Raw genomic sequence first — 23,132 nt, forward strand, 5'->3', positions numbered from 1 at the left:
GCGTAGAGTACCGTTATCTCGAATAAAAATGTGCTGGCCGTGTATCACCACGTCTGTCTGTCGGAGTTCGCCTCTGGTCGGTCTCGGGTCGGCGTACCACCGAACGCTTTTCATCGCCGCCGCCGAACCACGGCCCGATGACACTCGACGAGCATGCCGAGGAACTCGCCTCCGACCTCGGTGTCGACAAAGAGGAGGTCAAAGAGGATCTGGCGAATCTCGTGAACTACTCCGTCCCGATGGACGAGGCAAAGCAGAGCCTCAGACGCAAGTACGGGGACGGCGGCGAGGGCGGGACGACGCCATCGAGCAAAGACATCGCCGAGATCTCGGCGAGCGATTCGAACGTCACCGTCACGGCCCGAGTGCTGACGGTCGGCCAGCGGTCGATCCAGTACCAGGGCGACGAACAGGTGATCTTCGAGGGCGAACTCGCCGACGAGACCGGGACGATCTCGTACACGGCCTGGGAGGACTTCGGACTGGCTGCCGGCGACACGATCACCGCGGGCAACGCGGGTGTCCGCGAGTGGGACGGGCGACCCGAGCTGAACCTCGGCGAGAGCACGAGCATCGAGCGATCCGACGACCCGCTGGACGTTCCCTACGAGATCGGCGGTGACGCCGAACTCGCAACGCTCGCGCCGGGCGACCGCGGGATCAACGTCGAGGTGCAGGTCCTGGAGGTCGAGGAGAAGACGATCGACGGCCGCAACGGCGAGACCGACATCCTCAGCGGCGTCTTCGGTGACGAGAGCACCCGGCTCCCGTTTACCGACTGGGACCCACACGCCGAGATCGAAGCCGGCGCGTCGATCCGCATCGAAGACGTGTTCGTCCGGGAGTTCCGGGGTGCCCCGTCGATCAACGTCTCGGAGTTCTCGGCGGTGACGCCGCTGGACCGCACGGTCTCGGCGACCGAGAACGCACAGCGGATGCCGATTCGCGAGGCCGTCGACTCCGGGGGACTCTTCGACGTCGAGCTGACCGGCAACATCATCGAAGTCCGGGACGGCTCGGGCCTGATCGAGCGGTGTCCGGAGTGTGGCCGCGTCGTCCAGAACGGGCAGTGCCGGAGCCACGGGACGGTCGACGCCGTCGACGATCTGCGGACGAAGGCGATCCTCGACGACGGCAGCGGCACCGTGACGGTCGTGCTCGACGACGAACTGACCGCCGACGTGTACGGCGGTGACCTCGCGGACGCGACCGAGCACGCTCGCGACGCGATGGACAAGGAGGTCGTCGCCGAGCGGATCGCCGACCGCATCGTCGGCCTGGAGTACGTCGTCCGCGGCTCGCTGTCGGTCGACGAGTACGGTGCGAACCTCGACGCGACCAGCTTCGAGGCGAGCGACGACGACCCGGCAGAACGTGCTCGGACGCTGCTCGCGGAGGTCGAGCCATGAGCACCGACGAGGATCAGGGCGGCGCGGGCCGGCGCGAGGTCGCCTATCGCCTCTTTGCCGCCGAGTTCGACGACGCGGACTTCTCGTACTCCGAGAGCGACGAGGAGCGTGCGCCGAACTACGTCGTCACGCCGACGGGCGCACGCGTGAACAGAGTGTTTCTGGTGGGCGTGCTGACGGAGGTCGAGACGGTCAGCGAGGACTACCTCCGGGCCCGCGTCGTCGACCCCTCGGGTCCCTTCGTCGTCTACGCCGGCCAGTACCAGCCCGAGGCGCTTGCCTTCCTGGAGAGTGCCGATCCGCCGACGTTCGTGGCGGTCACGGGCAAGGCTCGGACCTACCAGCCCGACGACAGCGATCAGGTGTACACCTCCGTCCGGCCCGAGTCGATCAGCGAGGTCGACGCGGCGACGCGGGACCGCTGGGTCGTCCAGACGGCAGAGCAGACGATCGACCGCGTGGCACGCGCCGCGGAGGGCAAACACGCTGGCCTGACCGGCGAGGACCTGCGGGCGGCGCTCGTCGACCACGGCGTCGACGAGGGAGTGGCCGCTGGCATTCCGATCGCACTGGAACGCTACGGAACGACCGGCGACTACCTCGCGGCAGTGCGGGACCTCGCGACCGACGCCGCCCGCGTCGTCGCCGGCCAGCGAGACGAGGTCGAGCCACTGACCGTCCGACCGGGACAGGGCAGCGACGACCAACTCGCGGGGCTCGTCGAGCGACCGATCGAGGTGTCGACCGACGACGAAGCGGCCGGAACGGTCGCCGAGGAATCGGTCGAAACAGACCGACCGGACGAGACGGCCGACGACCAGCGTGCGGGAACCGCGGAAGCGACGACGGGCCAGCAGTCGAGCGGTTCGGACGCCCCCTCGATCGACGACGAGTCCGCGGACGAGACGACCGAGAGCGTCGACGACGTGGCCGAGGAAGAACCGTCCGGAGCCGGCTCGCCGGACGAGACGGCAGAAGCGTCGCCGGACGAGATCGACACGACGACGGGCGACGAGCCCACCGACGAGTCAGCGTCAGACCTCGGGACGGCCGCCGATTCGTCTGCGACGGCGGAGGCGGACTCGGTGGACGACGATCTCGGGGAGTTCGACCCCGAGTTCGAACTCGACGAGAGCGAACGCGAGGAGATCGAGTCCGAGTACGGCACGGAGTTCCAGAGCGGGACCGAGGTCGACGAGCCCGGCGCGGCCGACATCGACACGCCCGATCCGGAGGCGGTCGACGCCGAGAGCGCCACGGCAGCAGACGCGGAGCCGTCGTCCGCCGCCGATCCGAGCGAGGGCGAAGTCGGGGCCGCCCGAAGCGCCGACTCGCCAGACGGGGGCGAGGACGACGCGGCCGACGTGGACCTCGAAGACGCGGTGATGGACGTGATGGACGATCTGGACGACGGGGACGGCGCAGCCCGGACGGCGATCGTCGACGCCGTCGTCGACCGGACCGGCGGCGATCCCAACGCCGTCGAGGACGCCATCCAGGACGCGCTGATGGGCGGGCGCTGCTACGAGCCCGACGACGGCCTGTTGAAACCGATCTGATGGGCGTCGAACCGGTTCCAGACAGCCCCGCAGCGGTCGCGACCACCGGCGAGGAGCGCTGTCTCGTCGTCGCGGACTACCACGCCGGTATCGAGCGAGGGTTGCGACGCGAGGGCGTCGAACTGGCGAGCGACGCCGACGTGCGGCGGGCCCGACTCCTCGATCTGCTCGCCGAAACCGCTCCCGATCGACTGGTCGTCCTCGGCGATCTCGCTCATTCGATCGGCGACCCGGCAGGGGCCGAACGCGAGGAGGTGACGGCGCTCCTCGACGCGGTCGAGGTCCCGGTGACCGTCGTTCGCGGGAACCACGACGGCGGGATCGACGAGCTGTGTGCGGACGCGGCGACGCCGGTGACGGTCACACCCAGCGACGGCGTCAGGATCGGTTCGGTCGGATTCGCACACGGCCACACCTGGCCCAGTCGGGCAGTGCTCGGGGCCGACGTGATCTGTGTCGGCCACGAACACCCGGTCGTCCGTCTCGAAGACGAGGTCGGCGGCCGGCGGGTCGAGCGCGCGTGGCTCCGCGGGCGTGTCGACCCCGCGCCGTTCGAGAGCCAGTCCGACGGCGCACTGGGTATCGACGCCGACCTCGTCGTGTGCCCGGCGTTCAACGACCGCTCCGGGGGCACGTGGGTCAACGTCGCTGGTCAGGAGTTTCTCTCTCCGTTCCTCCCGGCGGGACTGGCCGACGGAGAGGCCTACCTCCTCGACGGAACGCGTCTCGGTCGGTACCGATCGATTTGAGGGCCGTAGTCGGACCATACCGGTCGGTAGTGGGCGTATAACAACGGGGGTAGCGCCGGGCTGTCAACCATGAGCGCGGTATCGTCTGACCACACGCTGGGGCGCTGTCCGGACTGCGAGACCGAGATCCCGCTCGGGTTGGTCATCATCGAGTACGAGACCGACGCCGGGCGAGAGTCCTACGCCGAGTGTCCGGGTTGTCGAGAAGTGGTCCACCCGATCTAGAGCCACGTCGCGATCGTCGTGAGGACGAACAGCGACGCACCGACCACGACGACCCACAGCAGCGGCCCGCTCTCGGTCGGCGCGCCGGACTCCTCGGGGTTCGAGAACCCCGCCAGAGCGGTGAGCAGGACCAGCGCGCCGACGCCACCGGTGATCCAGTCGATCGTCGTGAGACCGGTGGACGCGGCGAGTGCGGTGTCGACGACCGAGACGACGCCGAACGCCGTCAACGAGACGAGATAGAGGACGCGAGCGTTCATACCGTAGTTCGTGCGAGCGCGAACAAATGGCTGGCGTCCCACAGCGCGAGCGGTCGGAAGCGATTACTGTGTCCCCGACGGCTTTGAGATAGGTAGCCGCCGTATAAATTTCTGGAAGAATTCCGCATATATTCACCCATCCGTTCACCAGTATCTCACCGTTGATAATGTCTGGGGAACACCTTTATGGGAAAAATGGATTCTTTTGGACCATGCGTACTAGACGTAACGTACTTAAAACGGCCGTCGGTACCGCGGCGGTTGGGCTCTCTTCGGGTTGCTTGGGTACTCTCAGCGGCAGTGACCAGACTGTCTCGTTCGGGGCCGTGTATCCTCTCAGTGGACCCCTCGAACAGGTGGGGACACACGGCAAGCGGGCGACCGAGCAGGCAGTGCGAGACATCAACGCGGCAGGTGGCATCAACGGACAACGGGTCGAACTGACGGCGATCGACAGCGAGGCGACCGTCGAGACCGCGGTCGAGGGATACCGCGAGTTCGCCGAGAGCGGCGGTATCGGATTCGTCGGCGGACTCGTCAGTGACGTGTCGATCGCGCTCTCACAGGAAGTCGCCGACGACGAGATCATGGAGGTCAGTCCGGCCAGTACGGCACCGCAACTGACGACGGCCGGGCGGGTCGACGACCGGAAGTTCTTCGGGCGGACCGTTCCCAGCGACGGGCTTCAGGCGGCGGCGATGGCGAAAGTCGTGGACGACTCGCTGTACATCGGTGCCGACTCCGTCGCGCTGTTGAGCATCGACAACTCGTTCGGGGCCGGGCTCGCGGAGGCACAGCGGTCGCTGCTCGACGCCGAAATCGTCGCCGACGTGCGCTACGACTCCGCGGCCGATTCGTTCGACGGGACGCTCGACACCGTCTTCGAGAACGATCCGGACGCGGTGGCGTTTACGAGCGTCTCCGGACAGGAAGGGGGCATCCTCGACGCGTACAGCCAGCGAGACGAAGACGTTCCGTGGGTGTTCTCCGCCGGTATGTTCGGCGGGGACGTGCCCTCGTACTACGACGGATTCTACAGCGCGTCGCTGTCGTCGTCGCGAGCGGACGGGTACTTCGATCTGGTTCGCCGACTGTCCGACATCGACGCGCTCGAAGCCTTCGCCGCGAACGGCTACGACGCGATGTTCCTGATGGCCGCCGCCGCACAGCAGGCCGGCGAGACGACCGGCCCAGCGATCGCGGACACGATCCGGTCGGTTTCGGGCGGCACGGGACACACGGTCTCCGTCGGTGACTTCGACAAAGTGCGCTCGTTGACGGACGCGGGACGCGAGCTGAACTATCAGGGCGCGTCGGGCGGCGTCGACCTGACCGAGAATCTCGAACCGCTGAGTTCCTATCTCATCCAGCGGATCGACGGCGGCGTCGCCGAGTCCCTGGAGTTGCTCCAGCGTGGCTTCTTCGAATCGGAGGGGGAACGATGAGCCTGGGCACCAAACGGTTCCTCGCTGCGGTCGAGCGATCGCTTCCCGACGTTGTCAGGCGACGCTACGCCGCGAAGTTCGGCGTGTTGCTGTTGGGTGTCGTCCTCGTCCTCGCGGCCGGGGGCGGACTCGTCATCCTCGAAACCGAGTCGCTCGTCGAGTCCCAGACCGAAGAGCAAATCGTCGGCGTCGCGGAGTCACAGGCGTCGTCGACCTCGGAGTGGGCGTCAACTAAACAGTCGACAACGTCGTTCCTCGCAGATTCGCTGGCGGACCGAGCCGACGAAACCGCCGCCGACAACCAGCGCTGGCTCGAACAGAAGCTCATCGGACTGCCAGGCGACGTTCGAGCGCTTCACTACGTCGATACTGCTGACGGATCCGTCGTCGCGAGTACCGACGACGACCTCCAGGGCACGTCGCTCGCCGCAGTCGAGGCACCCTGGACAGACAGTAGCGGCGCAGTCGTCACCTCGGGTCCGACCTCGACCTCCCAGCCCTACGAGAGCGGGAGCGATTCGGTCATCGCGTTCGTCCAGCAGATCCCCGGAGACGACGGGGTCGTGGTACTCACCGCGTCGCTCGAAGCGCGATCCCACGAGTTCACGTCGCCGTTCGCGACCGGCGACGTGAAGGTCGTCAGCCAGGACGGTCGAATCATTCTGGACAACCGGAAAGGCTCGCTCCTCGAACAGTACGAGGCGGCCGACGGCTCGACCGAGACGGCCGTCGAGGCGGCCCTCGGCGGCGAGACCGGATACAGACAGGTCTCGGCCCGGACCGGCATGGACGAGGGACAGTACGTCATGGCGTACACGCCGATCACCGGCACGGAGTGGGCGTTGCTCTACCACGTCCCGACCGACCGCGCGTTCGCGCTCCAGTCGGCGGTCTCCGAGAACATCGGCCTCCTCCTGGCGCTTGCGGTCGGCGCGCTGTTCGTCGTCGGAGCGACGATCGGCCGGGGAACTGCCCGTTCGCTCGCCCACGTAGCCGAGAGCGCGGAGGACATCGCTGCGGGTGAGATCAACAGTACGATCCCCGAGACCGACCGCATCGACGAGATGGGGCAGCTGTACGACGCCTTCGCCGCGATGCAGGCGTACCTGACGACCGCCGCCGACCAGGCGGACGCGATCTCCGAGAAGCGGTTCGACGACCCCGCGCTCGACGAGGAGATCCCCGGCGAGTTCGGTGCGGCACTGGAGAAGATGAGCGTCGACATCCAGGAACTGATCGCCAACATCGAGGAGGCCAAAGACGAGGCGGAGTCCGCACAGGCAGAGGCCGAGTCGATGGCGACCGCCCTCGAAGCGAAGGCGGAACAGTTCAGCGACGTGATGGACAGTGCCGCGGCCGGCGACCTCACTCAGCGGATGGACACCGACAGCGACTACGACGCGATGGTCGACATCGCAGAGAGCTTCAACGAGATGGTCTCGGAGCTCGAACGGACCGTCGTCCGCATCGAGGAGTTCGCCGGGACCGTCGACTCCTCGACGGAGTCGATCTCCGCGAGCGCACAGGAGGTCAAGTCCGCGAGCGAACAGGTCAGTCGATCCGTCCAGCAGATCGCGGAGGGCGCAGACCGGCAGAACGAGCACATCCAGCAGGTCAGCGGCGAGATGACGGACCTCTCGGCGACCGTCGAAGAGATCACGTCCTCGACCGACGAGGTCGCCTCGAAGTCCCAGCGCGCCGCCGAAACCGGTTCTGAGGGGCGCGAATACGGGCAGCTGGCCGCAGACGAGATCGAAGCGATCGACGAGACGGCGACAGAGGCCGTCGAGCAAGTCGAGTCTCTCGCCTCGGAGATGGAGCGGATCGGCGAGGTCGTCACGCTGATCGACGACATCGCCGACCAGACGAACATGCTGGCGCTGAACGCCTCTATCGAAGCCAACAGAGCCGGCGAGGCCGGCGAAGGGTTCGCCGTCGTGGCCCGCGAGATCAAGGCGCTGGCGGAGGAGACCCAGGACGCGACCAACGACATCGCGTCGCTGATCGAGAACATCCAGTCCCGGACGGACAACACCGTCGACGACATCCGCGAGATGGGCGACCGCGTCGACAACGGCAAGGAGACCGTCGAAAACGCCACGGAAGCCCTCTCGGAGATCGTCACGCAGGTCGAGGACGCCAACTCCGGGATTCAGGCGATCAGTGACGCGACCGACGAACAGGCGGCCTCCATGGAGGAGGTCGTCTCGATGGCCGAGGAGGTCGGCTCGATCAGCGAAGAGACGTCCTCGCAGTCGGAGAACGTCGCCGCGTCGGCCGAGGAACAGGCCGCGTCGATCTCCGAAGTCACGAGCAGCATCCAGTCGCTGTCGAGCCAGGCGAGTGACCTGAAGGAACTGGTCAACCAGTTCGACACCGACGCCCGAAACACCACCGGCGAAGTGTCGGCCGCGTCGGACGACTGATACTGCCGGCTGTAACTGTTTCAAGAGATTCGCGATACGGGGTCGCGACATTCTTCACAGACGTACAGCCGGCAGTATGAGCGGTCCCCGTCCGACTCGGGGCCGTTGCGGACCGGCGCTGTCCGCATCTTTAACCTCGTCCAGCCGTTAGCAGTGGCGATGAGTGAGACGGGCGCTGACGCGTTCACTGCACTCGGCGGGTCGGTCCGATCGGCGCTGTCCGAGCGGGGTTTTACGACGCCGACGGAGCCCCAGCGAAAGGCGATTCCGCCGCTGGCGGCGGGAGACGACGCGCTCGTCGTCGCGCCGACGGGGACCGGGAAGACGGAGACGGCCATGCTCCCGGTCTTCGACGCGCTGGCCGACGAGGACCGCTTTGGCATCGGGGCGCTGTACGTCACGCCCCTCCGGGCGCTGAACCGCGACATGCGCGAGCGGCTCGACTGGTGGGGCGACGCGCTCGACCTCGAGATCGACGTGCGCCACGGCGACACGACCGACTACCAGCGCCAGCAGCAGGCCGACGATCCGCCGGACGTGCTCGTGACGACGCCGGAGACGCTCCAGGCGATGTTGACCGGCTCGAAGCTCCGGACGGCGCTGGAAGACGTGGCCCACGTCGTCGTCGACGAGGTCCACGAACTCGCGGCCGCCAAGCGCGGCGCACAGCTGACCGTCGGGCTGGAACGGCTGCGCGAGGTGTCGGGCCCCGTCCAGCGGATCGGGCTCTCGGCGACCGTCGGTGATCCGGAGGCAGTCGGGCGCTTTCTCACCGGCGACCGCGGCTGTCGGATCGTCGAGGTCGACGTGGGGAGCCGTCTGGACGTGTCCGTCGTCCGGCCGACGGTCACCGACGCCGACGAGCGCCTGGCCAGCGAACTCGTCACCGATCCCGAAGTCGCCAGCCACGTCCGCCGGATCGACGAACTGATCGCGGCCCACGACTCCGTCCTGGTGTTCGTCAACACGCGCCAGACGGCGGAGGCACTGGGCTCGCGGTTCAAAGAACTCGGCACGAATCTCGGGGTCCACCACGGATCGCTGGCCAAGGAGACGCGAATCGACGTGGAAGACCGCTTCAAGGAGGGCGATCTCGACGCGCTGCTCTGTACCTCGTCGATGGAGCTCGGGATCGACGTGGGCCACGTCGACCACGTCGTCCAGTACGGGAGCCCGCGCCAGGTCGCTCGGCTCCTCCAGCGCGTCGGCCGCGCAGGGCACCGACGAGACCTGCTGTCTTCGGGGACCGTCGTCACCACCCATCCAGACGACACGCTGGAGGCGCTGGCGATCACGCGACAGGCTCTCGACGGCGAGGTCGAGCCCGCCGAGATCCACGACGGCAGCCTCGACACCGTGGCCAATCAGGTCCCCGGCATCGTCATGGACGTCGGCGAGATCCGCGCGATGGAGGCCTACGAGATCGTCACGCGGGCGTATCCCTTCCGAGACCTGACGACCGAGGAGTTTCGGGAGGTGGTCCGCGAACTCGCCGAGAACCGCGTGCTCTGGGTCGACGAAGAGAACGACCGACTGGAGAAGCGACGGGGGACCTGGCAGTACTTCTATCAGAACCTCTCGATGATCCCCGACGAGGCGACCTACGACGTGGAGGACGTGGCCTCGGGCGACCAGATCGGCACGCTCGACGAGCAGTTCGTCGTCAACTTCGCGAACCCCGGCGAGGTGTTCATCCAGCGCGGGGAGATGTGGCGGATCACGAACGTCGACGAGGACGAGGAAGTCGTCACGGTCTCGCCCATCGAAGACCCGGCCGGGGAGGTGCCGTCGTGGGTCGGCCAGGAGATCCCGGTCCCACAGGCGGTCGCCCGCGAGGTCGGCGAGCTGCGACGTGTCGCCGGCAGACAGCTCCAGGAGGGGGCAGCGGCCGACGCCGTGGCCCGCGATCTCACGCGGCGCTACGAGGGCGACCCGGCCACCGTCGAGAGCGGGCTCGAACAGCTCCGAGACCACGAGGCTCCGATCCCCGACGACGAGACGATCGTCGTCGAGATGCACGGCCGCGAGGTCGTCGTCAACGCCTGTCTGGGCCACCAGGTCAACGAGACGCTCGGCCGACTGCTCTCGTCGCTGGTCGGTCAGCGGGCCGGCGCGACCGTCGCGATGGAGGTCGATCCCTACCGGATCGAACTCGAACTGCCAAGCGGCGTCAGCGGCGGCGACGTGATCGACGTGCTGGAGACGACCGATCCCGAGCACGTCCGCCACATCATCGAGCTGAGCCTGAAAAACGCCGACGCGCTGAAGTTCAAGCTCGCCCAGGTCGCGGCGAAGTTCGGCACGCTCAAGCGCTGGCGGGGCTCTGGCTCGGGCCGGTTCGGGCGCGATCGACTGCTGGCCGCCCTCGAAGACACGCCGATCTACGACGAGGCCGTCCGCGAGGTGTTCCACGAGGACCTGGCCGTGGAAGCGACCCAGACCGTCCTGTCGGCGATTCAGTCCGGCTCGATCGCCGTCGAGACCGTCGGCGACCGCACGCCGATCGGCCTCGGCGGCCGTTCGTCCGGCCGGGAGCTGCTCTCGCCGGAACACGCCGACGCCAGCGTCATCCAGACCGTCAGGGAGCGCATCCAGAACGACCGGGTGCTGCTGTTCTGTCTCCACTGTCGAGACTGGCGGCGCAAACAGCAGGTCGGTCGCGTCCGCGACCAGCCCGACTGTCCCGACTGTGGGTCGACGCGCATCGCCGCACTCAATCCGTGGGCCGAGGAGGTGATCTCGGCGGTGCGAGCCGAGGACAAAGACGAGGACCAGGAGAAGATGACCGAACGGGCCTACCGGTCGGCGTCGCTGGTCCAGAGCCACGGCAAACAGGCGGTGATCGCGCTGGCCGCGCGCGGCGTCGGCCCCCACAACGCCGCTCGCATCATCAACAAACTCCGCGAGGACGAAGACGAGTTCTACCGGGACATCCTCCAGCAGGAACGCGAGTACGCCCGCACCCAATCGTTCTGGTGAGGTCACTTGCACACACGTGACTGGAGATTGGGTAGATTTTTGTTCGTCAGTTGATCACGTTGGATCATGCCAGAGACCGCGATATCGGACTCCAGAGCGCTCCTCGAACGGTCACCGGACGAGCGTGAGGCACTCGATATCGGTGACGACGAAGTCCTCGACGCTCTGTTCTCGGTGATCGAGCGCGGGGATCAGGAGGAGAAAGTACTCTCTGACTGTACGCTACCGGCACTGAACCTCGATTTCAGAACAGTCGAGAGCGACAACAACCATCCGGTCGTCTTCAGGAACTGTACGTTCGAGGGGGCGGTCAGTGCTGTCGACGCCGACGTGACCGTGCCGATCAGCTTCGAAAACTGTGACATCGGTGGTCTCGAACTCCCCGGAGCCCGCTTCGAGTTCGACCTGGAACTGTCCGACTCGACCGTGAGCGGTGACGTAGACGCCTTCGAGGCGCGGTTCGACGACCAGTTCGACGTGACGGGATCGACGTTTACTGGCCCCGTTACACTGCAGGAAGCACACTTCGGCAACGACGCGGACTTCGAACGGGCCAGCTTCGAGGAGTCGGTCTCGTTCGAAACCGCCTCGTTCAGTGGTGCGTCGAACGAACTCGGAGACAACGCCAGCTTCGAGGAGGCGACCTTCGAGGGGGAGGTCGACTTCCGCCAGGCGGCGTTTACGTACGCGGACTTCGCAGACGTGTCCGTCGCCGGTCGTGTCGGATTCGAAGAGACGACGTTTACCGGCGACGTGGCGTTTACCCGTGCGACCTTCCAGAGCGAAGCGGACTTCGACGAGGTCGACTTCGGTGGCGATGTCGACTTCGAGTCGGTCACTTTCGAGGGCACTGCGGTGTTTCGCGGAGCGGAATTCGAGGGCGGTGCCCGTTCACTCGAAGAAGACGCCACGTTCTCGCAAGCGGTGTTCGACGACGAACTGAACGCCCGTGATGCGCACTTTCGGGACGGTCTGTTCGACGGTATCACGGTGAACGGCCCTGCGACGTTCGAGGGGATTCGCTTCGACGGTGACGCTTCCTTCGAAGCTGCGACGTTCGCCGACGAGGTCGACTTCGACGAGGCCCGGTTTGACGGCGACGTGAGCTTCGAGCAGGTGTCGTTCGACGGCGTCGCTATATTTCGCGGAGCGGAGTTTCGGGGAGCCGACAACCACCTCGAAGAGGACGCCTCTTTCGACGGAGCGACCTTCGAGGCGCGGGCGGGTTTCGAGGACGCCGTCTTCAGCTCCGGATCGTTCGTCGACACTCGTTTCGCTGCCGAGACCGACTTCCGCGGTGCGAAGTTCGATCGCGCCGTCTTTCACGTCGTTCCGATTACGAACGAAAGCTACGTGGACTTCACCCGCGCGATCATCAAGGACGGAGAGATCCGTCAGCCAGAGGGGGGCTGGGTTCGTTACGATCTGACGAACGCGAGTGTCGGGTCCGTGTCGCTGAGTGCGACCACCGAGAGCGACCACCGGCAGCTCCTCGACTACTTCCGTTTCTGCAACACGGAGTTCAACGAGTTCGACGGCTACGACTTCGACTTCTCGGCACACACGGACTACCTGGATCGAAACGACTGGTCGCTCCACGAGTTCGACGAGAACTTCGCCGACGTGACGTTCGCGCTGCCGATGACTCCCGAGAACGTCGAGCGCACCTATCTCAAAGCCAAGACGGCAGCCTCCAGTGCTGGCCAGATGAAGGCTGCCGGCGAGTTCCGGGTCAGACGCCAGCAGTTCGCCCGGAAGAAGTACGTCGGCATCGCCAGAGACGGGACGACCGACCTCGTGACGCGGGCGAAAAACGCCAGTCGCGCCGTGGAGAACGCGTTCCTCGGCATCACCTGCGGTCACGGCATGCGACTGGGGCGGATCGTCGCCGTCTTCGCGCTCTTTCCGCTGTTCCCAGCGGTGCTGTACGCCTTCGGCGGGTCAGCGTTCGCGACGACGATTCCGCCGCTCTCCGGTGCTCCCGGTCTGTTCTCTCCCGAGGGACTGTCGATCCTCTATCGAAATATTCACTTCAGTTATATCACGTTTCTCACCATCGGCTACGGTTACATCGGCCCGGAGGGCGCGGCCGCGAGAGCGATGGCCGGGATGGAAGTGTACGTCAACGTCATCCTCTCGGGGCTGGTGTTGTACTGCCTGATCAAACGCTCGGAGATATAGGCCACGGGAGCGCGGTACGGCAAAAGACCTTTTCGAGTCCTCGCCGAACGCCCGACCATGACCGAACGAGTGAGCGGAGAGGACGTAATCGTCGAACACGCGACCGAAGATGTCGTCGTCGAGTCGGCCGAAGACGTACACGTAGACGCCGGTCGCGTCGAGGGGAAACTGGTCATCGAGTCGGCGCAGGACGTGATCGTCGAGCACGGCGGTGAGGTCCACGTCGAACAGTCCGAAGACGTGACTCTCGATTCCGGAACGGTAGAGGGCGACGTGACCGTCGACAACGCACAGGACGTACACGAGGACGACAGTCTCCTCTGAAGATGGCCGAAAACTCCGAGCTACGGGTCGTCGGGACGCGCAAATCCCGGTCACTGGGGGAGGTTAGTGGCACGATCTCCGTCGAGAGCGAGCGCGGATCGGTCGAGTTCACCGCGACCGACGACGTCGTCCTGACTGTCGGTGGCGAACGGAACTCGGTCACGGCACGCGGGAGCGGTAGCACGGTGCGTCTCAGTATCGACGGTGACCGAAACAGTGTCTCGATCGCCCGCTCGCTCGACCTGGAGATCCAGGGCGACGAAGGCGTGGCGAACTCGATCGATCGTCACGGCGAGGCACAGAGCGGCCCCGACCTCGTACGAACCGACCGAGCGGAGGCGTACGCAGACCTCGGGTTGTTCGACTATACGGTGCTGTCCTACCAGACCAACGCCACCGAGCGAGAGTTCTGTCACAACTGCGGCCGCGACGCCGAGACGATCGTCAGACGACACGAAGAGACGGTACTCTCCGTGTTCGGGTTCTCCATCACGCTCGGCGAACGAACGGGGTCGGACGAGTGTCCGGAGTGTACACCCCACGTCCCCGACGAAGACGTGGAACTCACCGAAGCGGAGCGACGCGAGATCTTCCGTTAATCATCCCGTTTCCGGCCGCCTCCCGAGTCGCTCGAACAGGGTTTCGGTAAAGACGGCACAGTCGTGTTCCGGGTACGTGTGCCACGTCTCGTAGCCACCGTCGACCGCGTCGACGGCGGTTACTGCGCGGTCAGAGAAGTCGTATCGCAGATCGAACGATCGCGTCGTCGGGAACCGTTCGATCGAGTCGACACGGATCTCCGTCGTACACGCGACCTGTTCGGTGTCGTACGCGACGGTCGCCGAGTCTCGTCGGCGGAGGTCGATCGCTCGACTACCAGTGACGGTTCGCTCGTCGCAGGACGCGATCTCTGCGAACCCGAGCGACTGGGCACGAACACAGTGAGAGCTACCGATGACGGCAGCGGCGAAATCGACGCCGTCGACGGTCACCGTCGTCTCGTCGTAGACGTTCAGTCGGTCCGGATCCGCGAGTTCGTATCCAAAGTGAAGCAGTTCGTGGTTCATACTTAGCCGATGACGATGTCGTAGTTGGGATCGAAGATGCTGTTCGGTTCGACACCCCGATAGCGATCGATCGCGCGCCACTCCCGGCGTTCGTAGGCAGACTGTACCCGTTCCGTTCGAGCGTTCCGTGCTGTGTCGAGCGTTAGCTCTTCGTTCGGGCTCGGAGAGAGCAAGTAGAAGCGTTCTCCACGCTCTAACTGTCCGTCCCGATCGAAGTCGTCGTAGGTGCTGTAGTCGGCGTAGCCACGAAAGCCGGCCTCGCGGACAGTGTTGGCGTAGGCCATGTGGTGGTTCGTAAACCTGTGACGAGAGTACACCCACGTCGCCACCATCCCGTCGTCGGTCACGTGCTGTCGTAACTGGGTGTAAAATTCGGTCGAGTACAGCGGCAGTGCGTCGTCGGAACGCGCACCCGGCAGATCGAGCAAGATCAGATCGTACTGTCGATCGGTCGAACGGAGGTACGTTCGAGCGTCTGCGACGTGTGTCGTCAGTCGGTCGTACTCGTAGGCGTCGTCGTGGTACTGCTCGAAGAACGGGTGGTCTCTCGTGTAGTTCATGAACTCCCCGTCGATGTCGACGTGGTCGACGGTGACACCGTACTCTCGGAGGTGATCGACGGCGATCCAGTCACCGCCACCGATCAACAGGACGCGCGTCTCGGACCCGTTCTCGAACTGCGACATCGGCACGTCGACCAGCCCCTCGTGGTAGGGCTCGACCCACCGGTCACAGAGCTGGACAGCCATGTCGAGCCGCAAACACGTATCCGTGCCGGGCAGGTCAGTGAGTTGCCGCTCGTACAGAACGGCGTCCTGATACCTGGTGGTGTGGCGTTCGGTCACGTCGATCGACGCCGTGCCGGGCGGATATTCGCTTTCGATCGCCCCTTCGACGTAGAGGTCTGTCAGCGAGTCCTCGACCTGTCGTTCGTTCGCCAGAATTCCGGCGTACGTACCGGTAAGGAGGAGACCGACCAGCAGCAGTGCCTTGCTGCTCTCGGTGAAACGTACTGCAAACGACAGTGCTGCGACGGCGTTGAGCAGCCCCAGAACGACGATTGCGGTGATCAGGCCCATCGACGGGTAGAGGAAGAGCGCGTAGACCACTGTCCCGACGAGGCTTCCGAAGTAGTCCACGCCCAGCACCTCGCTGAACGCGGACCGCTCGCTGGTCACCATCGAGGACAGGAACGGAATCTCCAGTCCGGAAAGCACGCCGACTGCGATAATCGGCAGGTGAGAGGCGGCGAGAACAGCGGTGTCTTTCGCCGGGAACCGCACGTCTGGAACGCTGTTGAGCAGGATCATCACCAGTAGCCCCAGCGGTCCGACGACGGCAAGCAGTACCTCGATCCTGAAGAAGTTCGTCTCCGCTTCGCCGACGTAGTTGTACAGGAAGGCACCGATCCCCAGCGAGAACAGGTACAGACCGATCGTGATCGAGTAGCGTAGGACTGTGCCGCCAAAGAGGACCCGCAGCATCTCCGAGTAGATCAGTTCGTAGACGATGCTACAGAAGGCAACGACCAGCGTCAGGCCGAGCAGGAGCGCTCGATCGGACCGCAGTGACGAACGGAAGTGTGAGAGCACGCGTTACAGGCGCGGTGACACTTTCCACGGGTTCTCGATCTGGTAGCCTGCCCCCTCCTCGGTGACCTCGAAGTCGATCGCTTCCCAGCCGAAGTCGTGTGTCCCTCGTTCGGCTTCGAGTTTGGACCCGACACGGAACCATCCGGGACGAACGTTCCCGTAGGTCAGGGTCTGCTTGCTGGGATCGGACCAGGTTTCGTCCCAGTCGACGGGACCTGGGCCCGGCGGATCGTCGGAGTACCGATCGTCGGACCCAAGATACGCGAGCCCCACTCGCTGGTGTGCGGCCTGGTACTGCTCGATCTCGTCACGGTGGTCGTCGCGCCACTCGTCGTCGTCGTCGTCTCCGTGGTAGATCGCTCGACCGTGATGACCGTGCGGTGCCGTCGCGTAGCCGCCAGTACCGCGTCCCGTCGCACCGCCACCCCGTCCGCCGCCTTTCTGTCCTCGTGCCGTCCCGACGACAGAGAGTCCACTGGCTGCGATGTCGAGACTCGCTTCCACGTCCGCTCGGGACTCGACGACTGGCTCCTCGATTAGCGGGACCTCTAACGTCCCGGAACTGACTCGCAGCTCGTCGAAGACATCTGATTCTCTGGGAGGGGTCGACGTGGAGCCGCTACAGCCCGCGAGGGAACCAACTCCGGCGAGGCCAAAGACACTCGCGCGGACGAACGATCGTCGGCGCATATTTCACCCACTATCTGTTTGGGACAATGAAAGTTGCGAAAGGCAAGTACCGCGCCCAAAGCGGCGTGACGGCCGGCGGGCGGTGTGACCTGCTCGGCAGAAACGACTAAACCCGGCCCCCGACAGGGGACACACATGCGACTGGAGGAATACTGGGGAATCGGGCCGAAGACGAGCGCGCTGCTCTCGTCGGAACTGGGGGTCGACCGCGCGGTTGCGGCCATCGAATCGGCCGACACTCGCGAACTGACGAAGGCGGGTCTCTCTCGGGGCCGAGCGACGCGGATCCTCAGGCGGGCGACGGGGGCCGAGGCGATGGATCTGCTGGCGACCCGCGACACCCGCGACGTGTACAAGGCGCTGCTGGACCTCGCCGAAGAGCACGCGGTCACGGAACACGCGGCCGACCGCATCCGAGTGCTGACGCCGCTGCCGGACCGGGCGGCGATGGAAGAGCGGCTCTCGTCCGTCCTCGACGCGCGCGACGCCTGGGCCAGCACCGACGAGGCGACGCGAGACGACGTGCTGGCGGCGTTCGACCGCTACGACAGCGTCGCCGGGGGCGAGCTGTCTGCCGTCCGCACGGCGCTTGCGCTACAGGAGACCGGCGTCGACGACGGGGTGTTCGAGCCGATCGCGACACTTGACGGGGACCGACTCGGCGACGCGGCACGTGCGCTGGCCGGACTGCAAGGCGAGGGCGACCGTGTCGGCGACGGGGCGGACGACCAACTCGACGGACTGCGCGAGCGGCTCGGACAGGTGGAGGATCTCGCTGTGACCTCCGCGGCGGTCGTCGAGGAACTCCAGTCCGAGGCCCGCCGACCCGACGAGTTTCGGGACGCGCTGGCTCGCTACCTGACCAGCGAGACCGGCGTCGACGCCGCTCGCGTTCGCGACGCCGTCCCGCGGGAGGCCGCCGACGCACAGGACTTCGTCGAGAGCGCGCTCCGGTCGCTCGCTGGCGATCTCCGCAGCGCGGTAGACGAACGCGAAGCGACCGTCGCCGCGACCCTGGAGGAGGACCTCGCGGCCGCCCGCGAGACCGTCGACGCGGCCGTCGAGGCCGTCGACGCTGCCGCGCTGTACGTCTCGCTGGCACGCTTCGCGCTGGCGTACGAGCTCGGACGTCCGACGTTCGTCGCGGACCGGGAGACCATCGCCGTCCGTGGCGCGCGCAACCTCGCACTGCAGGACGCCGGGGACGACGTACAGCCGGTGACCTACGCCGTCGGAGACCACGACCTCCCCGCCGGCCGCGAGCCGCCCACGGGTGACCGGGTCGCCGTCCTGACCGGCGCGAACTCCGGTGGGAAGACGACGCTGCTGGAGACACTGTGTCAGGTGCAGCTGCTGGCCCAGATGGGGCTGCCCGTGCCGGCCGAGGACGCCGAAGTGGGGCTCGTCGACGCGATCGTCTTCCACCGCCGTCACGCGTCGTTCAACGCGGGCGTCCTGGAGTCGACGCTCCGATCCGTGGTTCCGCCGCTGACCGACGCCGGGCGGACGCTGATGCTGGTCGACGAGTTCGAGGCGATCACGGAACCGGGCAGCGCCGCCAACCTCCTGCACGGGCTGGTGACCCTGACCGTCGAGCGCGACGCGCTCGGCGTGTTCGTCACGCACCTCGCGGACGATCTTGAGCCGCTCCCCGAGGCCGCACGGACCGACGGGATCTTCGCCGAGGGGCTGTCGCCGGACCTCGATCTCGAAGTCGACTACCAGCCGCGTTTCGAGACGGTCGGCAAGTCGACGCCGGAGTTCATCGTCTCTCGACTGGTCGCAAACGCCGCCGATCCGGTCGAACGCACGGGCTTCGAGACGCTGGCACAGGCGGTCGGCGAGGAGGCCGTCCAGCGAACCCTCTCTGACGCCCGCTGGTCCGAGGGCGACGGCGACGACTGATACTGCCGGCTGTAAGTCTGTACAGAATTTCGCGACCCCGTGGTCGTGAATCTCTTGAAACAGTTACAGCCGGCAGTATGAGACGCTGTGCCAGCGACTCTCACCAGAGGGTTCGACGACGATCGGCACAGCGGGATATTGACAAGGCAGGGGGCACAACTGTCGGTGATGGCAATCCAAAAGCTGCTGCCGGTAACGTACGCGTGGCTCGTCGTTCAGGGACTGCTGGCGTCGCTCCTGCCGAAGCAGGCGATCGAGCTGAACTCGCGCCTGACGCTCTCTGGGTTCGAGAATCCCGGAGACCTGGAGCCCAAGGCCTGGTACGTCAGGGCGACCCGCGTCGCCGGAGTCGGCATGCTGACCGCCGGCCTCGCCGGGCTGCTGTCGGTGTCGCAGCTCGACGACGAGTCCGCCGACACGGCCGAGTCCGACGCGGGCGAGTCGCCCGATCCGATCGAGGTCGACATCGAATCCGACGACTGACGGCATCTCCTTCTCACTGAGGGGTTTCGTCTCTGCGACCGCCTTCGGCGCTCTCTGCCAGGACCAGCCCGTCGACGGCGACGACGCCGAAGCCGTCTTCGAGTTCGGTCTGGAGCGTCGACGCGCGGTCCTCGCCGTCGACCGTCGCGGTCACCTCAACGCTCGCGTCGACGCGGATGTCGGTCCAGGTCGGGTCGACACCAGTGACACGATCGATCGTCACCGCGTCGACGGCGTCGACACCGGCGAGTACCGCCGCGGCACCGGTTTCGAGGTCTCCGGACTCACCGCGCGGGACGCGCAGTGAGACGCTGGCCGTTGCATCGACCGTGGGTGTCGCTGTCAGCGACATAGCACTCCGCCGCGAGTCGAACGCGGAAGCGGCCAGAGGCCGCCTGGTACCGACCAGCGAAGCGGTGATCCATCTTCCGGCGTCGAACGCCAGCGATGCCTCTGTCTGGCACCTGCGGTCGTCGACGCCGCACTGTCGGGCACCACAGCGGTGCCACCACGACACGGCGTCGTGGATTTGAGCGTCTCACCGGGGGTCGAACCCGCCCGTCAGACCGACCGGTGGTCGACGGGAGTCCAGCACTGTGAGACGAGAGCGCGGGTCACGGACGGGACCGCCCGTCGTGACCGTAGAGAGTCCAGAACCGTGGCCCGCGCCGGTCGCCTACGCGGCGATCGATGCGGGCCGACGATCCCAGGTGTCCACGCGAGCACCCAGCGCCACCGGAATAGGGGACCGCAGCGCCCGGATCGCTGTTCCGGGATTTGCGGCGGACTCGCAGCCGGCGAGGCGTGCGAGCGTGGTGGTTGTGGGCAGATTGAGCATTTGGAACACCGTGGGTCGTCGTTCGTGGCACTTCCTACAGGAGGATATATATTAAATCTTTATCACGAATGTCACACGGTGTCACGGGTCGTGGTACTGCACCGGACGACACGGAGAGACGGTCAATACTGAGGGTATATGAATAGATAGGGCGTTCCCGGCGATTGAAAAGCCGCTGGCCGACTTATGTGTCGGAGTCACTACCCTCGATATATGGTACGAGACGCTCGACACGGAGACTGGGCGAGGACCACGAGAGCCGCGTTCGTCGTCGGGGATGGTGTTCGATGACCGACGCCGACGTGACTCGCCGACGCCTGCTACAGGGCGCGGCCGGGCTCACCGTCGCGGCCGCCGCCCGTCCCGCGGTCGCGCAGTCCGACGGGCCTGACTTCGGGGGCTGGTTCGACAACGTGGGCAACTACGACGGCGTGGTCGACGAGACTGGCAGCGACGAAGTGACGATCTCCGTCGGTGCAGACGCTAACGGCGGTGCCTTCGGATTCGATCCGGCAGCCGTCGAGGTGTCGCCGGGAACGACGGTCGTCTGGGAGTGGACCGGTAGCGGCGGCTCGCACAACGTCGTCGCGGAAGACGGTACGTTCGAGAGCGAACTCACCAAGGAGAGCGGCCACACCTTCGAGTACACGTTCGAGGAAACGGGCACCTACGAGTACGCCTGTACGCCCCATCGCTCGATGGGGATGAAGGGTGCCGTCGTGGTCAGCGAGGGCGGCGGCTCTGGGACCGAGACGGCCCAGAGCGAGGAGAGCGGCGGATCGGATCCGGACTTCGGGAGCTGGTTCGACAACGTGGGCAACTACGACGGCGTGGTCGACGAGACCGGCAGCGACGAAGTGACGGTCTCCGTCGGTGCAGACGCTAACGGCGGTGCCTTCGGATTCGATCCGGCGGCCGTCGAGGTGTCGCCGGGGACGACGGTCGTCTGGGAGTGGACCGGTAGCGGCGGCTCGCACAACGTCGTCGCGGAAGACGGTACGTTTGAAAGCGAACTCACGAAAGAGAGCGGTTTCACGTTCGAGTACACGTTCGAGGAAGCGGGCACCTACGAGTACGCCTGTACGCCCCACCGCTCGATGGGGATGAAGGGTGCCGTCGTCGTCTCGGAGGCCGGTTCCGGTGCCAGCGGCGACGGAGGCGGTGGCGAAAGCGGCGGTAACTCGGGTGGCGATCCGTTCTCACCGGGTGCCAGCGCGCTCGGCATCTCACTGCTGATCGCGTTCCTCTCCCCGCTCGGACTGGCCGCGTTCCTCCGACGACGGGGAGCGGACGAGCCGGGCTCCGGCGGTCGCCCACGCTCTGGCGACTGATCGCACGACCGGGCGGGCGCGGTCCCCGCGGCCAGCAGCCACCGTTATCTGCTTCCCGCTCGACGCTCGCGTATGAAGCAGTACGACAGACTCTACCGACTCTACGACGACTTCGATACGGCGTCGTTGCGGGCCTATCAGGAGTTCGTCGACCTCTTTCCACCGGTCGACTCGCGAGTCGCACTGGACCACTGGCAGGACGCCAGCGACGAACTGGACGAGCGAAAGCGCGAGATCCGGGAGGCGTACCCGACGACCGGCGAGCGCTACGCGGCGATCGCGGCGTACCTCGATCGCGATCAGGCCTTTACCGCGCTGGATCTGGCGACCGAGTACGGCCGGCCGATCAACGCGCTCGTACTCGACGTCGACGAGACGCTGCGCAGTGCCGGGACGACCGACAACGAGATCCCCCGAGAGACGCTCCACCTCCTCGATCTCCTCCACGAGGACGGCATTCCGATCGTCGTCTGTACCGGCCAGACCCTGGAGAACGTCAAGGGATTCCTCATCCAGGGGCTCGGCAACGCCTTCGTCCACTCGGGAGACGTGAGCATCGTCTACGAGTCGGGCAACGGCGTGTTCACGCCCCGCCACGGCAGCCAGACCAAGCGGCTGCTGTACGAATCGCTGGACGAGTCGATCACGAACGTCTTCGACACCGTGCGTTCGCGGATCCTCGCCGACGCCCCCGACGCCATCGCGCGAGGCTGTCACCTCCAGGGCAACGAGTTCAACGTCACGCTGAAGCCAAACGCCGAGAACGGCACCCGCAAGGCGGTCGAGATCATCGACGACGGCCTGCTGTACCTGCTCGATCTCCTCGGCGAGACGGTCGCGAGCGAGGTCGATGCCGACGTGGACGAGCCCGGCGACTGGGCGCGGGCGTACTACGCGTCCGATCCCGAGATCCGCGCGGTCATCGAAGACGCGGGGGAGGGACAGGAAGCCAGCCCCGACGAGATGCCGCCCGCCCTCCGGTCGCTGTTCGACCGCATCGACCTGGGATACTACGAAGGTGACGCCGCGGAGATCGTCAGCCTCGAACTCGACAAGCCGGCCGGGGTCCGGGCTGCATTCGACGTACTCGACATCGACGATCCGTTCGCGCTCGTGATGGGCGACAGCAAGAGCGACCTCCGGGTCATGGAGTGGCTCGAACGAGACGACGCCGGCATCGCCGCCGCGCCGGAACACGCCTCGCGGGACGTGCTCGATCACGTCGTCCGGACGAACGAACTCCTCTTCGACGCGGGCGACGCCGCTGCGGTGCTGGCGGTCGTCTACGGCCTGAACCGCCTCGTCACGAGCCGCGACGACGCGGACCGGTGAGCGCGGCGAAAGCCACCCGAACGCTCAGGACTGGGAGTGTGCGGCCTCGACGTGTGCCAGTGCCTCCTCGGGCGTCATCCCGCGGACGCCACAGGCACACGAGCGCAGCTCCGGATCGGTGAGCTCGTCGACTTCGACCGTCCGGGCGCGCTGGAGTCCCTCTTCCGGGTCGTAGTCGTAGTAGAGCCGGTAGTTCACCTGTGTGACGCCCTCGATGCGATGGTCGGCGTCGGGATCGGGATTCTCGATCGCGTCCTCGTGTTCGGCCCGCATCTCCGCTTGCCACTGTTCGAGCGTCGCCTCCGGATCGCGGTCGTCGGTCATACCTCGTCCTCGC

The 23,132-nt window shown here is 66.1% G+C and carries 20 protein-coding genes; 14 read left to right on the forward strand and 6 right to left on the reverse strand.

Annotated elements, in window-relative coordinates:
• Window positions 1-137: 137 nt before the first annotated feature.
• The 4 genes from HMUK_RS11675 to HMUK_RS17625 all read left to right on the forward strand — a co-directional run bounded on the left by HMUK_RS11675 (window position 138) and on the right by HMUK_RS17625 (window position 3,942).
• Window positions 138-1,409, forward strand: coding sequence for a Single-stranded DNA binding protein (locus HMUK_RS11675; protein WP_015763370.1), 1,272 nt, complete (start codon window positions 138-140; stop codon window positions 1,407-1,409).
• Window positions 1,406-2,968, forward strand: coding sequence for an RPA family protein (locus HMUK_RS11680; protein WP_015763371.1), 1,563 nt, complete (start codon window positions 1,406-1,408; stop codon window positions 2,966-2,968). Before HMUK_RS11675 ends, HMUK_RS11680 begins: the two co-directional genes overlap by 4 nt.
• Window positions 2,968-3,717, forward strand: coding sequence for a metallophosphoesterase (locus tag HMUK_RS11685; protein WP_015763372.1), 750 nt, complete (start codon window positions 2,968-2,970; stop codon window positions 3,715-3,717). Before HMUK_RS11680 ends, HMUK_RS11685 begins: the two co-directional genes overlap by 1 nt.
• 69 nt (window positions 3,718-3,786) lie before the next feature.
• Entirely contained in the window at window positions 3,787-3,942 is a 156-nt protein-coding gene (locus HMUK_RS17625; protein WP_015763373.1) for a DUF7837 family putative zinc-binding protein, read from the forward strand.
• Here HMUK_RS17625 and HMUK_RS11690 read toward each other — a convergent pair.
• A complete protein-coding gene (locus tag HMUK_RS11690) occupies window positions 3,939-4,202 on the reverse strand; it encodes a hypothetical protein (protein WP_015763374.1) in 264 nt (87 codons plus the stop codon). The two genes, HMUK_RS17625 and HMUK_RS11690, sit on opposite strands and share 4 nt — an antisense overlap.
• 212 nt (window positions 4,203-4,414) lie before the next feature.
• Between HMUK_RS11690 and HMUK_RS11695 the strand changes: the two genes are divergently transcribed.
• From HMUK_RS11695 to HMUK_RS11720, 6 genes are all read left to right on the forward strand, one after another.
• Window positions 4,415-5,647, forward strand: a complete 1,233-nt coding sequence (locus HMUK_RS11695; RefSeq protein WP_015763375.1) for an ABC transporter substrate-binding protein — start codon at window positions 4,415-4,417, stop codon at window positions 5,645-5,647.
• Window positions 5,644-8,073 carry a methyl-accepting chemotaxis protein gene (locus tag HMUK_RS11700; protein WP_015763376.1) on the forward strand — a complete coding sequence of 810 codons (2,430 nt, stop codon included), beginning with the start codon at window positions 5,644-5,646 and terminating at the stop codon, window positions 8,071-8,073. Before HMUK_RS11695 ends, HMUK_RS11700 begins: the two co-directional genes overlap by 4 nt.
• A gap of 159 nt (window positions 8,074-8,232) precedes the next feature.
• On the forward strand, window positions 8,233-11,052 hold the full coding sequence (locus HMUK_RS11705) for a DEAD/DEAH box helicase (RefSeq protein WP_015763377.1): 2,820 nt from the start codon (window positions 8,233-8,235) through the stop codon (window positions 11,050-11,052).
• 66 nt (window positions 11,053-11,118) lie between these two features.
• Window positions 11,119-13,233: a pentapeptide repeat-containing protein gene (locus HMUK_RS11710; protein WP_015763378.1), complete on the forward strand. Its 2,115-nt coding sequence runs from the start codon at window positions 11,119-11,121 to the stop codon at window positions 13,231-13,233.
• Between the two features lie 57 nt (window positions 13,234-13,290).
• A complete protein-coding gene (locus tag HMUK_RS11715) occupies window positions 13,291-13,557 on the forward strand; it encodes a hypothetical protein (protein ID WP_015763379.1) in 267 nt (88 codons plus the stop codon).
• Window positions 13,558-13,559: 2 nt separating this feature from the next.
• Entirely contained in the window at window positions 13,560-14,156 is a 597-nt protein-coding gene (locus HMUK_RS11720) for a hypothetical protein (protein WP_015763380.1), read from the forward strand.
• Here the strand turns inward: HMUK_RS11720 and HMUK_RS11725 are convergent, their stop codons facing one another.
• Genes HMUK_RS11725 through HMUK_RS11735 form a run of 3 tightly spaced genes read right to left on the reverse strand, consistent with a single transcriptional unit; the run spans window position 14,157 to window position 16,906 of the window.
• The gene (locus HMUK_RS11725) at window positions 14,157-14,624 is read right to left on the reverse strand and encodes a DUF2617 family protein (protein ID WP_015763381.1); all 468 of its coding nucleotides are present in this window, start codon (window positions 14,622-14,624) and stop codon (window positions 14,157-14,159) included. It abuts the gene before it with no gap.
• Window positions 14,625-14,626: 2 nt separating this feature from the next.
• On the reverse strand, window positions 14,627-16,216 hold the full coding sequence (locus HMUK_RS11730; protein WP_015763382.1) for a spermidine synthase: 1,590 nt from the start codon (window positions 16,214-16,216) through the stop codon (window positions 14,627-14,629).
• Window positions 16,217-16,219: 3 nt separating this feature from the next.
• Complete coding sequence (locus tag HMUK_RS11735) at window positions 16,220-16,906, reverse strand: hypothetical protein (RefSeq protein WP_015763383.1); 687 nt, start codon at window positions 16,904-16,906, stop codon at window positions 16,220-16,222.
• Window positions 16,907-17,041: 135 nt separating this feature from the next.
• On the opposite strand from HMUK_RS11735, the gene HMUK_RS11740 reads away from it, so the two are divergent.
• A complete protein-coding gene (locus HMUK_RS11740) occupies window positions 17,042-18,811 on the forward strand; it encodes a MutS-related protein (RefSeq protein ID WP_015763384.1) in 1,770 nt (589 codons plus the stop codon).
• 168 nt (window positions 18,812-18,979) lie between these two features.
• Window positions 18,980-19,294 carry a hypothetical protein gene (locus tag HMUK_RS11745; RefSeq protein ID WP_015763385.1) on the forward strand — a complete coding sequence of 105 codons (315 nt, stop codon included), beginning with the start codon at window positions 18,980-18,982 and terminating at the stop codon, window positions 19,292-19,294.
• A gap of 13 nt (window positions 19,295-19,307) precedes the next feature.
• On the opposite strand, the gene HMUK_RS11750 is transcribed toward HMUK_RS11745, so the two are convergent.
• A complete protein-coding gene (locus HMUK_RS11750; RefSeq protein ID WP_015763386.1) occupies window positions 19,308-19,646 on the reverse strand; it encodes a hypothetical protein in 339 nt (112 codons plus the stop codon).
• Window positions 19,647-20,419: 773 nt separating this feature from the next.
• On the opposite strand from HMUK_RS11750, the gene HMUK_RS11755 reads away from it, so the two are divergent.
• Window positions 20,420-21,463: a halocyanin domain-containing protein gene (locus HMUK_RS11755; protein ID WP_015763387.1), complete on the forward strand. Its 1,044-nt coding sequence runs from the start codon at window positions 20,420-20,422 to the stop codon at window positions 21,461-21,463.
• A gap of 72 nt (window positions 21,464-21,535) precedes the next feature.
• Window positions 21,536-22,795: an HAD family hydrolase gene (locus tag HMUK_RS11760; RefSeq protein ID WP_015763388.1), complete on the forward strand. Its 1,260-nt coding sequence runs from the start codon at window positions 21,536-21,538 to the stop codon at window positions 22,793-22,795.
• A 24-nt stretch (window positions 22,796-22,819) separates the two neighbouring features.
• On the opposite strand, the gene HMUK_RS11765 is transcribed toward HMUK_RS11760, so the two are convergent.
• Complete coding sequence (locus HMUK_RS11765; RefSeq protein WP_015763389.1) at window positions 22,820-23,119, reverse strand: hypothetical protein; 300 nt, start codon at window positions 23,117-23,119, stop codon at window positions 22,820-22,822.
• Window positions 23,120-23,132 lie beyond the last annotated feature (13 nt).

Source organism: Halomicrobium mukohataei DSM 12286, assembly GCF_000023965.1.
GTDB classification, from domain to species: domain Archaea; phylum Halobacteriota; class Halobacteria; order Halobacteriales; family Haloarculaceae; genus Halomicrobium; species Halomicrobium mukohataei.

Bases quoted from the DNA above. Each gene is read 5' to 3' on its own strand.
- HMUK_RS11740 (WP_015763384.1), top strand. From the start codon at position 17,042: ATGCGACTGGAGGAATACTGGGGAATCGGGCCGAAGACGAGCGCGCTG.
- HMUK_RS11685 (WP_015763372.1), top strand. From the start codon at position 2,968: ATGGGCGTCGAACCGGTTCCAGACAGCCCCGCAGCGGTCGCGACCACC.
- HMUK_RS11700 (WP_015763376.1), top strand. From the start codon at position 5,644: ATGAGCCTGGGCACCAAACGGTTCCTCGCTGCGGTCGAGCGATCGCTT.
- HMUK_RS11680 (WP_015763371.1), top strand. From the start codon at position 1,406: ATGAGCACCGACGAGGATCAGGGCGGCGCGGGCCGGCGCGAGGTCGCC.
- HMUK_RS11755 (WP_015763387.1), top strand. From the start codon at position 20,420: ATGACCGACGCCGACGTGACTCGCCGACGCCTGCTACAGGGCGCGGCC.
- HMUK_RS11745 (WP_015763385.1), top strand. From the start codon at position 18,980: ATGGCAATCCAAAAGCTGCTGCCGGTAACGTACGCGTGGCTCGTCGTT.
- HMUK_RS11695 (WP_015763375.1), top strand. From the start codon at position 4,415: ATGCGTACTAGACGTAACGTACTTAAAACGGCCGTCGGTACCGCGGCG.
- HMUK_RS11760 (WP_015763388.1), top strand. From the start codon at position 21,536: ATGAAGCAGTACGACAGACTCTACCGACTCTACGACGACTTCGATACG.
- HMUK_RS11750 (WP_015763386.1), bottom strand. From the start codon at position 19,646: ATGTCGCTGACAGCGACACCCACGGTCGATGCAACGGCCAGCGTCTCA.
- HMUK_RS11725 (WP_015763381.1), bottom strand. From the start codon at position 14,624: ATGAACCACGAACTGCTTCACTTTGGATACGAACTCGCGGATCCGGAC.
- HMUK_RS11705 (WP_015763377.1), top strand. From the start codon at position 8,233: ATGAGTGAGACGGGCGCTGACGCGTTCACTGCACTCGGCGGGTCGGTC.
- HMUK_RS11675 (WP_015763370.1), top strand. From the start codon at position 138: ATGACACTCGACGAGCATGCCGAGGAACTCGCCTCCGACCTCGGTGTC.
- HMUK_RS11720 (WP_015763380.1), top strand. From the start codon at position 13,560: ATGGCCGAAAACTCCGAGCTACGGGTCGTCGGGACGCGCAAATCCCGG.
- HMUK_RS11715 (WP_015763379.1), top strand. From the start codon at position 13,291: ATGACCGAACGAGTGAGCGGAGAGGACGTAATCGTCGAACACGCGACC.
- HMUK_RS11735 (WP_015763383.1), bottom strand. From the start codon at position 16,906: ATGCGCCGACGATCGTTCGTCCGCGCGAGTGTCTTTGGCCTCGCCGGA.
- HMUK_RS11765 (WP_015763389.1), bottom strand. From the start codon at position 23,119: ATGACCGACGACCGCGATCCGGAGGCGACGCTCGAACAGTGGCAAGCG.
- HMUK_RS17625 (WP_015763373.1), top strand. From the start codon at position 3,787: ATGAGCGCGGTATCGTCTGACCACACGCTGGGGCGCTGTCCGGACTGC.
- HMUK_RS11690 (WP_015763374.1), bottom strand. From the start codon at position 4,202: ATGAACGCTCGCGTCCTCTATCTCGTCTCGTTGACGGCGTTCGGCGTC.
- HMUK_RS11710 (WP_015763378.1), top strand. From the start codon at position 11,119: ATGCCAGAGACCGCGATATCGGACTCCAGAGCGCTCCTCGAACGGTCA.